9 protein-coding genes and 5 pseudogenes are annotated in these 15,848 nt (G+C 40.9%); 10 read left to right on the top strand and 4 right to left on the bottom strand.

All coding sequences use genetic code 11. The features are described 5' to 3' along the window. Positions 1–80: 80 nt before the first annotated feature. Positions 81–1,187 (bottom strand): GGDEF domain-containing protein, encoded by a 1,107-nt coding sequence (locus C9I92_RS16240; protein ID WP_047886370.1) that lies wholly within the window; start codon positions 1,185–1,187, stop codon positions 81–83. Positions 1,188–1,498: 311 nt separating this feature from the next. Here C9I92_RS16240 and nrdD (C9I92_RS16235) point away from each other — a divergent pair. The 3 genes and pseudogenes from nrdD (C9I92_RS16235) to nrdG all read left to right on the top strand — a co-directional run. After that, positions 1,499–2,356 (top strand): annotated as a pseudogene (gene nrdD / locus C9I92_RS16235) (anaerobic ribonucleoside-triphosphate reductase); the annotation flags it as partial. Positions 2,357–2,605: 249 nt separating this feature from the next. Beyond that, positions 2,606–4,747, top strand: a complete 2,142-nt coding sequence (gene nrdD / locus C9I92_RS16230) for an anaerobic ribonucleoside-triphosphate reductase (protein ID WP_107193884.1) — start codon at positions 2,606–2,608, stop codon at positions 4,745–4,747. Positions 4,748–4,753: 6 nt separating this feature from the next. Next, positions 4,754–5,221: an anaerobic ribonucleoside-triphosphate reductase-activating protein gene (nrdG, locus tag C9I92_RS16225; RefSeq protein ID WP_047886036.1), complete on the top strand. Its 468-nt coding sequence runs from the start codon at positions 4,754–4,756 to the stop codon at positions 5,219–5,221. 220 nt (positions 5,222–5,441) lie between these two features. Here nrdG and C9I92_RS16220 read toward each other — a convergent pair whose 3' ends face one another. Next, the gene (locus tag C9I92_RS16220; RefSeq protein ID WP_053061882.1) at positions 5,442–5,750 is read right to left on the bottom strand and encodes a transposase; all 309 of its coding nucleotides are present in this window, start codon (positions 5,748–5,750) and stop codon (positions 5,442–5,444) included. A gap of 676 nt (positions 5,751–6,426) precedes the next feature. On the opposite strand from C9I92_RS16220, the gene C9I92_RS16210 reads away from it, so the two are divergent. From C9I92_RS16210 to C9I92_RS16185, 7 genes and pseudogenes are all read left to right on the top strand, one after another. Then, on the top strand, positions 6,427–8,052 hold the full coding sequence (locus C9I92_RS16210) for a hypothetical protein (protein ID WP_047886035.1): 1,626 nt from the start codon (positions 6,427–6,429) through the stop codon (positions 8,050–8,052). 14 nt (positions 8,053–8,066) lie between these two features. Next, a pseudogene (locus tag C9I92_RS25705) lies at positions 8,067–8,582 on the top strand (transposase); the annotation flags it as partial. After that, a pseudogene (locus C9I92_RS25900) lies at positions 8,578–8,656 on the top strand (glutathione S-transferase family protein); the annotation flags it as partial. The pseudogenes C9I92_RS25705 and C9I92_RS25900, both read left to right, overlap by 5 nt. Then, positions 8,655–8,877: pseudogene (locus C9I92_RS25700) on the top strand (VOC family protein); the annotation flags it as partial. The pseudogenes C9I92_RS25900 and C9I92_RS25700, both read left to right, overlap by 2 nt. A gap of 307 nt (positions 8,878–9,184) precedes the next feature. Further along, on the top strand, positions 9,185–10,015 hold the full coding sequence (locus tag C9I92_RS16195; protein ID WP_047886034.1) for a Hachiman antiphage defense system protein HamA: 831 nt from the start codon (positions 9,185–9,187) through the stop codon (positions 10,013–10,015). Positions 10,016–10,017: 2 nt separating this feature from the next. After that, positions 10,018–13,341, top strand: coding sequence for a DEAD/DEAH box helicase (locus C9I92_RS16190; protein ID WP_047886033.1), 3,324 nt, complete (start codon positions 10,018–10,020; stop codon positions 13,339–13,341). A gap of 117 nt (positions 13,342–13,458) precedes the next feature. Further along, positions 13,459–14,223: pseudogene (locus tag C9I92_RS16185) on the top strand (helix-turn-helix domain-containing protein); the annotation flags it as partial. A gap of 51 nt (positions 14,224–14,274) precedes the next feature. Here C9I92_RS16185 and C9I92_RS16180 read toward each other — a convergent pair. Together C9I92_RS16180 and C9I92_RS16175 are read right to left on the bottom strand one after the other, a co-directional pair. Next, positions 14,275–14,478 carry a hypothetical protein gene (locus C9I92_RS16180; protein WP_169776045.1) on the bottom strand — a complete coding sequence of 68 codons (204 nt, stop codon included), beginning with the start codon at positions 14,476–14,478 and terminating at the stop codon, positions 14,275–14,277. 61 nt (positions 14,479–14,539) lie between these two features. Continuing rightward, a complete protein-coding gene (locus C9I92_RS16175) occupies positions 14,540–15,847 on the bottom strand; it encodes a HipA domain-containing protein (protein WP_211263839.1) in 1,308 nt (435 codons plus the stop codon). Position 15,848 lies beyond the last annotated feature (1 nt).

Genomic DNA, 15,848 nt, shown 5'->3' with positions numbered 1-15,848 from the left:
GGTCTGAACGGCCGGGAAAAGGGCGGGTGACGGGGGGATGATAAGGAAAGGGGATAAACAGAAATGGCTATGCTGCATTACTACGAGCAGGCCTGGTTTCTCCCTCGGGCTTTGGCTTGATACAGATTACTGTCGGCTCGTTGCAGTAATTGGTGGGTAATTTGTTCGTTCCCCACAGTGGCAATACCCTGGCTGACAGTGACATACGGGCTGACATCTGAAGCGGGATGAAGAATTTTTGCATCCGCCAGGCTTTTGCATATTCTGGCGGAGACAACCTTGGCGCCGTCTGCCGATGTCGCAGGTAATATTGCGATGAACTCCTCGCCGCCGAATCGCGACACACTGTCAGTTGGTCTCTTCAGGCTGGTTTTCAGTACTTGGGCTACCCGTTTCAGGCATTCATCGCCCGCCGGATGGCCAAGGGCATCATTCAGGGGCTTGAAATAATCAATGTCAATCATAATCAGTGACAAGGGCTGCTGTTCCCGTCGACACTGGTGAAACTGTTTTTCCAACTCATATTCGAAGAACCGGCGGTTGTTGAGCCCGGTTAGTTGGTCTTGCGACACCATCTGGTTGAGTTGTTTGACCAGTTGTTCTTTGTCGTACTCCTTGCTCACACTGCTGTTGAACCAATGCATCAGGGTTTGTCGCCCTGTATAAATAATCAGCAGCATGGCCAGCAGCTTGAGGAGGGGAATTTGTAAGCTCTCATGAACACTAAGATAGTTGATGTAAGTGCTCAAAAGGAGCATAGGCACAATGGCAAACGACGTGGCCTTTACCGAGGCGAAAAATCCAAGCAGACACAACATGATGACCAACTCAGACAGCACTTCCGCGCTGGTATAGAGCCGGGCATAGTGGATCAGGTGAAACACTGACATCATCCAGCTCATGCTAAACAGCAGCGAAAGTACGCAAAAGAGCAGATGCCAGTAGGGAAAAGGGCGACTACCGGGACGAAAAATGATCAGTCCCGTCATGTAACACAGTGATTGTATACCGTAGAGACTGAGTGCAGGGTGCAGCAGCACGGTAGGATCTCGTAGTGCATTGCCTAAAAATGTCGCGACAATAATGAACAACAAGATCAGTGACAAGGTGCATACCCAGCGCCAGCCACGGGTCAGTAGTTGATATAAAGCCTCTTCCTGAAAGGCTTCTCGAGAGAGCGTAGACATAAAAATACCGTTTTTTATCCGGTTAATAAGTCTACCTGATTGCGCAAGAATTCCCGCCGAATTTTTGTAAATATTCAGATTTGATGAATGTTTAATGTTGACTTTGTGAGCCAGGTAGGAATCAAAAGCAGAATTTTGAGAGCCTGTAGGAAACATCGGTTGCAACCTGTACGGTCATGGTAAAACCCTGACTCAGATCAATGTATTCAAAACTGAATTCTCGCTTAATACCCCACATCTTGTATTCCGCTTGTTATTGAATCCACTACATTTTGTGTTTTTCGTGACAGTGTCATTTTTAGGAGCCTTGTGTGAACCCGGTTGTGATTAAGCGTGACGGATGCCGCGTACCATTTAATACTCAGCGTATTAAGGAAGCTGTACTCAGTGCAGCTGAGTCTGTAGAAGCCATGGACGAAGCGTATGCACAGGATGTCTCTGAAGCCGTGCTGGCCCAGTTTTCAGAGCAAGCACTGGTCGATATTCATCAGATTCAGGACGCCGTTGAAAATCACCTGATGATGGGCCCTCACAAAGAAGTTGCGCGCGCGTATATTGAATATCGTCACGATCGGGACATTGCTCGCGAGAAAAAAAGTCACCTGAACAATGAGATACGTGGTCTGATAGAGCAGAGTAATGCCTCGCTGCTGAACGAAAACGCCAACAAAGACAGCAAAGTGATTCCAACACAGCGCGACTTATTGGCGGGTATTGTGGCTAAACATTATGCGAAGCAGCATATGTTGCCACGTGACATCGTCACGGCGCATGAGCGAGGGGATTTGCACTTTCACGATTTGGACTACTCACCCTTTTTCCCTATGTTCAACTGCATGTTGATTGATCTTAATGGCATGCTGACCCATGGTTTCAAAATGGGTAACGCCGAAATTGATACTCCGAAGTCGATTTCAACCGCAACAGCTGTTACGGCACAGATCATTGCGCAGGTGGCGAGCCATATTTACGGCGGCACAACCATAAACCGAATTGATGAGGTGCTGGCACCTTATGTAACGGTCAGCTATGAAAAGCAACTCAAGATTGCCCGTGAGTGGGATATTCCTGAACCAGAGAAATTTGCCCGCGCACGAACGGAAAAAGAGTGTTACGACGCGTTCCAGTCCTTGGAATATGAAGTCAACACGCTGCACACTGCGAATGGGCATTATGTAGTAAAGAACTTTATGAAACTACTATGTGTGTGTGCGTACTACTTCTCTCAAGGAAACTTTTCACTTGCACTACAAGCCTCTAAACTAGTGGGTTCAATGACACTACAGAATTCATTTCACCTTGCTGAACTGGCTGTTTTTTCACGAGAGCGCTCTCGTGATTTTGCGAAAAAGCAAAACCTTCAAAAACAAGCCTTTCAAATTGCAGCTTAAAAACTAAAACTATAAGGAGAAATGAACATGATTATGAAGCAACACGAATCAGCAGTTGTGGTTAAACGTGACGGTGCAAAAGCAACCTTTAACGCACAACTAATTAAGAATGCTGTTCAATCAGCAGCAAAAAGCATCAACTGCCCTAAGCGCGACCTTGGCGATATTGTTGCCGCAAACGTATGCGAGAAGATGAATGGCAGAACCGAGATCGAGATTTGTGAGATCCAATCTCTAGTAGAAAAAGAACTAATGCATGTCGATGAAGATGTGGCTCGTGCTTACATTGAGTATCGCCATGACCGTGATATACAACGTGAAAAAGCAAGTGCATTAAGTGCTGAAATTTCTGGTTTGGTAGAGCAAAGCAACGCTGACCTACTGAATGAAAATGCAAATAAGGACAGCAAGGTAATTCCGACACAGCGCGATCTTCTTGCTGGTATCATCTCTAAGCATTACGCAAAGCACCATATGCTACCGCGTGAAATCGTACAAGCACATGAGAATGGTGAAATCCATTATCATGATCTGGATTACTCTCCATTCTTCCCGATGTTCAACTGCATGATTGTAGATCTAGAGAACATGCTGAAGAACGGTTTCCGCATGGGTAACGCAGAAATCGACACACCTAAGTCAATCCAAACAGCTACAGCAGTTACTGCCCAAATAGTAGCGCAAGTAGCTAGCCATACTTATGGTGGTACTACATTGAACCGATTAGATGAGGTACTAGCACCTTACGTTACAGTAAGTCATGAGAAGCACCTTGCTACGGCAAAAGAGTGGGACGTGCCGAATCCTGAGGCTTATGCACGTAAACTTACAGAGAAAGAGGTCTATGATGCATTCCAATCTCTTGAGTACGAGATCAACACGCTTTTCTCAAGTAATGGGCAGACCCCGTTCTTGAGTGTGAACCTTGGTCTAGGGACAAGCTGGGAATCTAAACTCATTCAAAAGTCTATTTTCCAGAATAGAATAAAGGGATTAGGTAAAAATAAGAAGACTGCGGTTTTCCCTAAACTGCTGTTCACAATCAAAGATGGCATCAACCTTAAGAAAGAAGATCCAAACTACGATATTAAGGAACTTGCTTTAGAGTGTGCTTCAAAACGCATGTATCCAGACATTCTGAACTACGACAAAGTTGTAGAAGTTACTGGATCATTTAAGGCACCAATGGGCTGTCGTAGTTTCCTAGGTCGTTACGTAGATGAGAATGGCAATGAAATTCATGAAGGGCGTAATAACCTTGGCGTAGTGAGCCTTAACCTGCCACGTATTGCTATTGAGGCAAATGGTGACGAAGCTAAGTTTTACGAAATCTTGGAAGAGCGTACTGAACTTGTTCGCCGTGCACTAGAGACACGTATTGATCGACTTCGTGGTGTGAAAGCTCGCGTTGCACCGATTCTATACACCGAAGGTGCTCTAGGTGTTCGCCTAAACCCAGATGATGAAGTACTAGACATCTTCAAGAATGGCCGTGCCTCTATCTCGATGGGCTATATCGGTATTCACGAGACTATCAACGCACTATATGCCAAAGATGGTGAGCACATTTTCGATAATGAAGTTCTGCGCCAGAAAGGTATCGATATCGTTAAGTTCCTGAAGAACAAAGTTGATGACTGGAAAGAACAAAGCGGTTGGGGCTACAGCTTGTACAGCACTCCTTCTGAAAACTTGTGTACACGATTCTGCTCACTAGATACCAAGGAGTTTGGTGTGCTAGATAGCGTTACGGACAAAGGTTACTACACGAACAGCTTCCATCTTGATGTGCAGAAGAAAGTTAACCCATATGACAAGATCGATTTCGAGATGCCATACCCAGAACTAGCGAGTGGAGGTTTCATTTGTTACGGCGAGTTCCCTAACATGCAGCGCAATATCGAAGCTCTGGAGAATGTATGGGATTACAGCTACGACCGAGTTCCTTACTACGGTACTAATACTCCGATTGATGAGTGTTACGAGTGTGGTTTTGCAGGTGAGTTCGAGTGTACGAGCAAAGGCTTCACTTGCCCGAAATGTGGAAACCATGATCCTAAAAAGGTATCAGTTACACGTCGTGTTTGTGGATACTTGGGTTCTCCTGACGCTCGACCATTTAACTCTGGTAAGCAAGAAGAAGTAATTAGACGTGTTAAACACATGTGAAAACTAATGAATTACCATAAATATCAGCAAGTTGATGTTGTTAATGGTGAAGGTACACGTTGCACCCTGTTTGTAGCAGGGTGCGAACATAACTGCCGAGGCTGTTACAACAAATCAACGTTAAATCCTAACTCTGGCCACCCATTTACCCAAGAGATGGAAGACCAGATAATCAAAGACCTTAAAGATACACGTATTAAGAGGCGCGGATTATCACTATCAGGTGGTGACCCTCTACACCCTGCAAACACTGCGAGCATATATAAACTGGTGGTTAGAGTGAAAGAGGAATGTCCTGATAAAGATATTTGGATGTGGACTGGTTATACCATCGATGAACTGTCTTCAGAGCAAAGATCCATAGTAGAGCATATAGATGTTCTAATTGATGGTAAGTTTGAGCAAGATAAGTACGATCCTGAACTGTTATGGCGTGGAAGCTCGAATCAAATCATACATAAGTTTAATATTTAGTGCCAAAATTCTGAAATGTCGTTGTAGTTCCCGACCCCAGAAAAATTAGGGCGAATTTTTTCGAGCGGCATGCGAGGGTTGTAGACCTTGTTAAAGGCCTGGTAGTATCATTGCTCAGCCAACAGACGATACGGCATCGGCAGCGTGCGAATACTGGCGAAAATAAGCCTTTCGATTTGTAATTCCAAGTTGTACCTCCGATTGAACTTATAGTAGAAATTCAGCGAGATACCTTGGCAAGTGCTTTAGCCCTGTCGCGGATAAGTCTCATGGATTGAGTTTTTACATTGCTAATCATCGTCTCGACCCACTTAAAATAGAGCAACTCGACGCTAGTGGGGACAGCGCCTGTAATGAAGGCTTTGTGGAATGTCTGAGTATCTTCAATGCCTCTGAAGCATGCTAAACCGTCTGAAATTACGAGAGCTTGTGGCCTGAGGTGTTCTTGTGCCCAACGGCTTATCTCGCTTGTTTTGAAAACAATCAGTGCGCTAAACCGCATCGCGATCAGGTGAGTTTCCTCGTCCATGGCTACTGCGGCAACGAGGGCTTTTGCCCGAAAATGGGCCCATATTAGAAGACAAACTCTTATTCACCATAAGTAAGAGACTTCAAATAACATGGGCGACTACAGAAGTTCATCACACGCCTATTGGCGTTGCAAATATCATATTGTTCGGACTGGGTAGGAGGGAATTTACCACTTGTCGTTATAATCCGATATTCTTCAAAGCAAAGCCAGGCTAAAGAGGACACTCCCGAGTACGTTCGCGCAATCATGAAGAGCTATTCTGATGGAGGATGGTGCATGAACTCTCGAATTTTCCTAAATTACTGGGATAGAGCGTTAGTGTTCAAAGTTGTTAAAGATAGAACAATAGAAGATGTTACGTCACAGCAGCCTAGTTCAATAGACAATTACGTTTAAAGTCAATGAAGAAAGAGCCTTTGCAACAGCAGAGGTGAGTTGAATGTCGAGCAAGTAACTTTTTTATTCAAAATGAAGCTTTAGGTTTTTTGTCAAAATATTAACTAATTGCCTAATAAGTATCATTACTGAAGTTTTTTGCTTATTTTCACAAAAACATTTTAATGTACATAACTAATAGAATGTATCCAGAGATTTCTGACGTAGATGTATAACCTAACTAACACGAATCCAGTGATTGGAGCCGTAGGCATAACAAGAGAAAAAGGGGGCATTTATGCTGGAAAGTCGTAATTTTAATGGTGTTGAAATCTTTCGGCCCAGTAAAGAGCATGAAAAAAGAGTTTATAAAAGAATAAAAGAGTCAGTATTTAAACGCTTCAGTCCTGGAACATACACCGACAAGACCCAGGTTGTAAAAATCGTTAACTTTCTTTACCAAGAATACTACAAAATACTGGATGAAAACCTTCCTAGGGTTGCCCCTAGAGAGTTTGCAGCATTTCTAGCCACCGAATATGAACTCTACGGAAAGGTTTCAGATATGTATAAGCAAAAAAAACTTTCAGAGAAAGATCAAGAATTGTGGTTATCTTATGCTAGCTATGCAAGGAGGGGCATAAAGCATCTATTTGAGCTTCTTTGTCGCTCAAAGATGGACTACAGCGAAGTTGAGAGAACGCAAGAGAAGCAAGAAGATGCGATTTCAATGGCTTTCATTGCTGCTGAAGAGCTAGTAAGCTTATACATGCGAAGTGAAACTTACCGCAGTTTCTTAGATAGCATCACCCTAAGACTCGACCCCACCAAACACATATATTTTCATGTCGAAGAAGACAGTAGCATAAATCTCGACATCAGAAGTTCTGTACTGGATTTTAACAAGTACGTCCCTAGCAATATGCTACATAATGATATCAATGCTCAAGAGGAAATATTGGGCCAAAGCTTTGTTGAAACGCTAGGCTTGGGCTTTAAAGACACTATTGGTACGATAAAATGGCTCATCGTAACTTATAGTGATGAAAGCAACCCTGAACGCCTCGGGTTCTTTGAGTTGAAGGAGGCGGTTAGTATAATGATTAACCACTTTAGGCTTACAGCAGAACAGGCTATGCGTATTCTTGAAGGATTTTGCCTATCCAGTGAGACAATGATTGAACGTGAACTCTACAAGCCTAAACAGGAGTACCGCGCATATAAACGTGCATTTTTCAAAGATCAATGTGATGGTAAGGAACTTGTGTTCTTTTCCCGTAGAATGGCATTAGAATGCCTAGACTTATTGATATCAGATGTTCCATTTAAAAAACTACCAGTGGAGTGGAAATCAATTAATATCAAATCAGCTCTTGATGTGATGTCCTTGAAAGCTGGTCGCTGGTTTGAACATATAGTGACACAAAACTTAGAAATGCTAGGCATAATCGGCTCATCTTCAGTAAAAACACTTAGGCTTAGTGCCACCGAAAAGCTGAACGTTCCACCAGAGGTTGGTGAAATCGATTTTCTAGGCTTTCATGAAAAGCAAGAGTTACTCGTCATCATCGAAATTAAGCAAGTTGGATTTACGACTGAACCTAGAATGTACCTTGATGATTTGTCAAAATTTGTAACTAAATCAAAAAGCTACAGTGAACAATTCAGAAAGAAGTTCAACTGGGCAAGGAAAAACGTAGAAAGTATCGAAAAACACTTTTCACACAATTTTAATGTTGACGCGAAGTTAAATACTGCTGGTTATGCAATGATCACGCTTTACCCTACTGTGGCATCAACAAAAATTCATGATTTCACGTGCATTTCTATTACAGATTTCATGAATCAAAGCCTGGAAAGCACAGCTTGGCCGTTCAGCAAGGGTAGCGTCCATAAATCTGCGTCATTTCAGTATGATGTATAAAACAGGAATGACACATGACCAAAGACTTCTATCTAGGACAAGCTATTAATCAGGCAAAGGCGGCTTTTTAACTCCTCTTATCAAACAGTTCACCGAAGCTGCCTTGAGGGCAGTGTTGGTACAACATTTGGAAGAAGATGAGCAACCAAACCCTCCAGCAAGAAAACTCTTAAGTCTTCCATAGGCACTTTCGAACTGGATACCCCGCGTGATCGTCTGGTGTCATTTGGTTAAGAAGAATCAGACCAAATTAACTGACGAGATTGACCGTAAGATCTTATCCATTTTCTCGCTCGGTATGAGCTACCGTGATATCCGTGGTCATGTGGAAGACATGTACGATATTGATGTCTCTGAGGCCACTATCTCGGGTGTTACCGAGCGTTTGATACTTCTGAGCTAAAGGAATGGCAGCAGAGGCGCTCTATCCCTTAGTCTGGCTTGATGCTATTCACTATAAAATTAAAGAAGACGGGCGCTATGTCAGTAAAGCGATATACACGATCTTAGGGTTAAACGTGAAAGGTAAATGAAACATCCAAACGGAAAAATACGAGGAGAGTGGATCATGTTGTGTCTTGATAAGTCAAGTCAGACGATTTGTGAACACCGTAGAAATAAAATCTTTTGTTCCCGCTAAAGACTTTGAATGCTCCAAGCTCTTTTATCAGATGATTGGCTTGGAGTGCAGTTGCCTACTGAATTTGGGCATCTGAATTTGAAGGTATCGCTTATTTTACATATGGTTCTTGTTCTTTCTTACTTCAAGATTTCTACGAACCTGTTCACGGCAACAACGTCATGATGCACTTTTTAGTTGAAGATACTCGAATTTTGCCTTGTAGAACCAAGTAGTGTGTTGTTGCGCATAGCCGAGAATCTGTAGCCTAACAGCGACTATGGCCTCAACACCTTTCCTAATCTCACATCCCACAGAAACGCTGTAGATCATCTGACCTAGCTAATTTCTGTCCATAACATTCAAAGTTGGCACTAAGAAAAAATATGCTGCAAGTGTCTAGTTTTTAGAGTTATTTTCTGATGAATAGAAGGTATAGAGGATAAACTAAGCAAATTAAGATTTGATGATTAGTGAATTGCAACGCATAAATCAAAAGTATACGGGCGAATTATGAGCGCAAAAAAACAAACAACAGCTCAAAGTAAGTTAATCGGTGAACATCCTAAGTCGGGTTTGTTTTTTGATTGGTTCGAGTGTGAAGATACACCTGCAACAGCTAACAAAAAACATAGAAAGCTTACAAATAAAGGTATAAGCAGCGATACTCTAGTTGAGCATTTGTCGCAATGGGTAATTAAACATCATGCAACCGAAGCTCGTATCGCTAGGATAGAGAGGAAAAAACAAATCCTAGCTAAGCATGGCTTCGCTCAGTACATGGAAGGAAAAGTACCTTTTCCTATTAAGTCTGCAACTACGCAAAAAGGTAATCTAGGCGAAATAATCCTTGCAGAATACCTTACTGAAACATCAGGTTTAGAAATCCTTGTGTACAAATTGAGGTACAACCCGAATGTAGAGCAGTCGATGAAAGGAGACGATTTATTACTATTTGAAAAACAGAATATTCAAAATAGAGTAATAATGGGAGAAGCAAAGTTCCGTTCGACTAAAAACAAAAAAGCTTTAGATGATATTGTTCAATCGTTATCGAATAAGAATTTACCCATATCTTTGACATTTGTTAGTGACAGGCTGGAAGAAATGGGAGATGAACTTTTAGCAAACGAAATTGATGATTTGATCACGAACCTTCATGCCCAAAAAACTCCAGTTACATATGTTGGCTTTTATCACAGTGAATCTTCTGCATATCAGACCATAGAGAAACACTTAAACTCTAATAATAAAAACCTCGTCATAGTATCTTATGGTGAAGATAACCCAGCTAAGCTTATTAAAAGTAGCTTTGACAAAGCACTAAAAATGGTGATGGAGTAGAAATGGATACCGTAAAAGCTCGTAAGCTGTTTGATAAGCTTGAAAACGATGAATTCGCTCAGAACTTAATTGCACAATCCAACGCTAAGAATATTCTTTTAGCTGTCAAAGAAGACGAAGCTAACTTTCCAAATTTTACAGAAGGATTAACGGATAGGGTTAATAGTATTGCATTCGCATATTTGTCTATAGGTTGCGCCATAACTGAAAAAAGTAAAATTGATGATGTTGCTCTGCAAGCATTTGAGAAAGCGGGCGACATTATACATTACATTCACGCCCCTAATACTGAGCTTAGCAAGAAAAGTAGCTTTTACTTGGTTGTTAGTAGTTTATCTTTTTACCTAGCTTCTCAATATTCAAAATCGTTTATAGCGATTAAAAATGTCAAAGCTGGAACGCCATTAATTGGTCTGTTTAGTAGTTTTCTGAGAAAAGACCTACAAGCACTTATTCATGAAATTAACAATATTCAGTTTGACGATGAATATGATAAAGTTTCTGAGGATGAACTAGAGCAGAATAACAAGCATTATGCAATTATCTTATCTAAATCCCTTAATTTAGTGTTGGAATACATTTACTCGGGCAAAGATGAATATCTTTATCTCGGGAAAGAATCATTAGCTGACTTGAAAGAATTGGCTTCTATTGATGACGAACCCGCTATTTGGTGGTTGTCGAGGTTGTTAATAATATTACTTGATGTATTTAAACAGTACTCATTTTGGAATGTGATACCAAAATTAATCGAGAGTAATATTACAAATGATTATGTAGCACAACTAGCATTACGAACACCACCAATTACGGAGTTATTCTTTGCTCAATATAATGCACTACAGGCAATGCAAGATAAAAATGATATTGTCCTGAGTCTACCAACAAGTAGTGGCAAAACCAGAATAGCTGAGATCGCTATTTTGGAAGCTTTGATTGATAACCCTTTTTCCAAAGTACTATACCTTGCTCCTTTCCGTTCATTATCTTACGAGGTAGAGGCATCAATGGAGAAAACATTAGCCCCATTGGGGTTTTCTACTACATTCCTATATGGCGGTGGACAATTTAGTAAGCTAGATAAGGCACTAATCGAAAACTCAAATGTGATTATTGCAACCCCTGAAAAGGCCAAGGCGATAGTGAGGGCTGATGAAGATATCGCCAATGGTATTAGTTTGCTTATTATTGATGAGGGTCACCTGCTTGGGGCTGAAGAAAGGTTGATTAAAATTGAGTTGTTTATCGAAGAGCTAAAGCATCACGTACGTAAAAATGATGGCAAGATTATGCTTCTTTCTGCTGTCCTACCGAATACAAATGATATTGCCCAATGGATAGCCGAGGATGGTAGCAGTGTTTATCAAACCGATAAGACAATTGCAGACAAGCGATTTGGAATAATTAAGTGGACTCACGCTAAAAATGTAACAATAGAATGGTTTGGTGAACCAACCTCATTTAACAAAAATTTTGTCGATAAGTTCTTACCAGCTCGCGCAAGAACTAAATATTTTCCGAATGACAAAAATGAAGGAATTGCAGCTACAGCATTAAAGCTATCGCAACTTGGGACTGTCTTGATGTTTATTGCTCAGGCCAGATATGTTGTATCTTCAGCTAATAGGGTACTGAGAGCAATGGGAGGTACTCCCGAATTACATAACTATAACAATGAAGTACTTTTCGAGTCATTTAGGCTTGCTTGCGATGAAGCTGGTGTTAGTGACATATACGATCTGGCTCGATATGGAATTCTATGTCATTTCGGAAAATTACCTACCGATGTACGAATTTTGACTGAGCAACTAATGCGAACGGAGAATGTTAAAGTTATTGTTTCGACCACTAGTCTTGGGCAAGGAGTTAATATAGGCATATCAACAGTTATTTTTGCTGATGTTTTTATGAATCACCAAGACGAAGTTAAAATAGATTCAAAAGATTTTTGGAATATTGCTGGTCGAGCAGGGAGAGCCTTTACAGATATTGAAGGGAAAGTCTTGTATTGTATTGATGAGACTAATTGGAGTTATAAAAGGGATCTTGGATTTTGCCGTGAATATTTTGACTCTTCTAAAATGGAACATGCAAAGAGTGGATTGCTGGATCTAGTAAAATATTTAAAGAATATATCAACACGATGTAATGTTAGTTTTGAATTATTGCTAGATCTAGTCGCTTCTAATGATTTTACTCAGTTTAAATCTGATAATAAAGATTACTCAAATATATTTCCTCAAGTATTCGACTGGGTTGATGACACACTGTTAGCATTAGACTACAAAAATAAAGCATACGAATTACAAGATCCTTCGAACTGGATTGACACAGTTTTTAGGAACTCATTGGCTTATATTCAAGCAGGAGAGGATGAGATGGTATCTCAAGAAGATATCATTAATTTTCTCAAAAGTAGAAATAGAGCAGTGATCAACATGGCTGGTGATTATGTGAATTGGGAAGGTATGGTTAAGTCTGGCATTCCATTAAGCTCATCAAAAGCATTAGACGATTATATTGATCAAATAACAGAGAGCATAAAACTTTACAAGGAGTCAGAAGGTTGTGCTACTGATCTAGCAGAATTTTCAAAAAGTATTGAAAAGTTAGTTCAACAACTACCAACAGTTACTTTTAAGCATGGTTATGAAGAAGCCGAATTGGATGAAGTCCGATTGAAATGGTTTAGCGCAAAACCACTGTCAGAAATAGCTATTCACGAGAATGGTCAAGAGATATGTGTTTCTTATCTTTCAATGACGCTACCTTGGGCTATTAATGCAATTACAAGAAAGTTATTTGATTTAGAACTGGATGACGAAGCTAAATTACTCGAAGAATTGGCGCTTTATTGCGAAATAGGCGTTCCTAATATGGATTCGGTGAAGATCTATTTGGCGGGATTAAAATCACGAGTAGCAGCATTCGAACTTTCTAATGTACTCTTAGGAAAACTTACCAGTTTAAACAAACTAAAGTTAGTCAAGTTGCTGAAAGATAATTCAGTAAACATTGAATTACTCTGCGATGAACGGACAAAACAATGGGTAGAGTTGTTTACTAGGGAGCAAGATGGCAAAGTAGAAGATGAATTGACTAAAATTAGTAATTTTGTTTTAAAAAATACTGAGCCTGAAAGCGACCAGCTAAATGTTCGTAGTTTCAATGGTAGCCTATATTTATGCAATGCAGATTTGACTGAGAAAATTTTGATATCTTCCAGTAAAAAGTTCCCGTTTAAATCCATCGCAGACAATCCTAAAGTCTACTTTGAAAAAGAAGCTTCGCACTGGGCTATGAGAGTCAGAGCCAGTCGGAACTAATACACTTAAATGTATTAGTTCCGACTAGATCTGACACTTCAATTTGAAAAGAAGAGAGTTACCCACTTTGATTAAAGGTGCTTAATCACTAATCAAAGACAAAAAGAGGTAACTCTCATGCTTCATACTAGCAATCCAATCATCAAACACAAAGCTGGCCTTCTCTATCTTGCAGAAGAACTCGGTAATGTATCTAGAGCCTGTAAGGTTATGGGGGTATCAAGAGATACTTTCTACCGTTATCAAGAGTTGTTTGAGACTGGGGGTGTTGATGCTCTGATTAACCAGAGCCGAAGAGCACCGAATTTAAAGAACCGTGTTGATAGTGAGACTGAGCAAGCCGTTATCAAATACGCCATCGACTTCCCAGTTCATGGACAAGTTAGAACGAGTAATGAATTACGTAAACTGGGAGTGTTTATCTCTCCAAGTGGAGTACGCTCAATCTGGCTTCGCAATGACCTAGAGAACTTCAAGAAACGTCTTATCGCATTGGAGAAACAGGTCGCAGAGAACGGTATTATCCTAACGGACGAGCAAGTTGCGGCTCTTGAGCGTAAGAAGCACGATGATGAGGTTTGTGGTGAGATAGAAACAGCGCATCCAGGTTATCTCGGCTCCCAAGACACGTTCTATGTTGGCAACTTGAAAGGTGTTGGGCGCATCTATCAACAAACCTTCGTTGATACCTACAGTAAAGTCGCCTTTGCCAAGCTCTACACAACGAAAACACCAATCACCGCAGCGGATATATTGAATGATAAGGTTCTACCGTTCTTTGAGGCGCATGAACTGCCAATGCTGCGAATCTTGACTTACCGAGGCACTGAATACTGTGGTCGTGTTGAGCAGCACGATTACCAGCTCTACCTATCAATATCCTGGTTCTCCACGAAGTTTCTGTTAGACCACTGCTCTTTTCTTTTTAACGCTTCATTGCTGGCTACTTCCGTTTTTTATTGACGCAATCACTTTTAATAAATCGGTCGTGATCGCTGGACATTTGTCGTTCATAAAAACTGTTAATTCATCACCAAATTTCATCGTTACGATACCGCTCTTATCGACACTTAACAGAGCAAAAGACTTCCTTAAATCAAGAGCAGTGTTACTTTCATTAGTAGTTGTTTCAGACATATATCGTCCCATTACCAGCTATTATGTTTACAGAAAGGATAACAATTATTACCTCAAGTGCTTATTTGATTGATCTGTTTAGCCTATCTACGGTTTCAATGGCATGTTGAAATATGGCGTCCTTTACTATCGAGAACTCCTTTCCAAGAAATCGTTTATCTATAGAACTAAGTGTATTACTAAATTGAGCGAGAAAGCTCGAGACGATTTCATGGCATTCAGCCTTACTGATACCGAACTGACTCGCTGTCTGCTCTATGTGTCGTAAGTAAATTTTGCAGATATGGTATTTGTATCCTCGTGATGCTTTCAGTCCCATTGCTAGCTTTAGCTTTCGCTTATTTAATCCAGTGGCACCGACGGCGGGATAAGCTGATAGCAAATCGTAGAACGGTGCGATCTGATAGTGTCCGCCTGGATCAATATGCACGGAAAAGTTCTTGAGATGACCGTCAGTGGCACCAAGAAGACACTGTAAAACCATGAACTTAAAAAAGTCATGGTTGTTTGTCTTGCTTTTCGCAGAGAAACTTAAAACATCAACAATGTTGGAGACACCTAAGTTGTTCTCCGATTGATATTTTTGATGTTCAGGCACACCGAAAATCTGGCAGAAATCTTCTTGGTGCCTACGAGTCACAACTCCGTCACCAAAACATCGGTCGAACCTTTTTACTGCAAGGGCTTTAGATCCTGATTCAGTCGTTATTATCTCCATATTTGGAACGTTAAAACCAAGTTCCTTCGCAATTTGATTACAGATGAATTCATTCTCAACACTGCTGCTCATATCTAGTATTGAGTTGCTTTGCACAATCGCATCCATCGGATATTTGATAATGTGGCTACTGATTGATTTCCCTTGAGGTACGTACCATTTACCATTCAACCTAGTTAGCGTTGTTTTTCGCTGAGTGCCTGAAATACAAGGTCGATATTCCCCAAAATAAGGAAGAAATGACTTACGCTGAGTAAAGAGTTCATTTAATTCACTTGCCGAGATCTCTCGAAATTCCCATCCTATGTTTGGTTGCTCTCTACTCTCAGTAAATGAAATGCCGCCCGTGCAATCATGACCAACCTTGGAGAGTAAATTGAATGCATCGTTGGATTGCACACCTACTGAGTGAGCAAGACTTAATCGTTCTTCTTTCAAGTCAGGAAGCAGGTTGTGAATAAAATTCAGTGCATTCAATGATGAGCATTCTCCCCTTACGAGCGGTAGGCTTAACGAAAGAGGGAAAGCTGAATCATATGCTAACCACTCATCAGAGTATGAAAATGAGAAGTTGGTCTTCGACCGTTGGACAAACTGCCCCACGAGCATGTTGTTGTTTGTGGCATGTGCGTAAAGAATAGGATTGTGCAAA

The sequence above is a fragment of the Photobacterium ganghwense genome (assembly GCF_003025595.1).
Taxonomy (GTDB): Bacteria; Pseudomonadota; Gammaproteobacteria; order Enterobacterales; family Vibrionaceae; genus Photobacterium; species Photobacterium ganghwense.
This window is presented reverse-complemented; position numbering and strand designations above follow the sequence as displayed.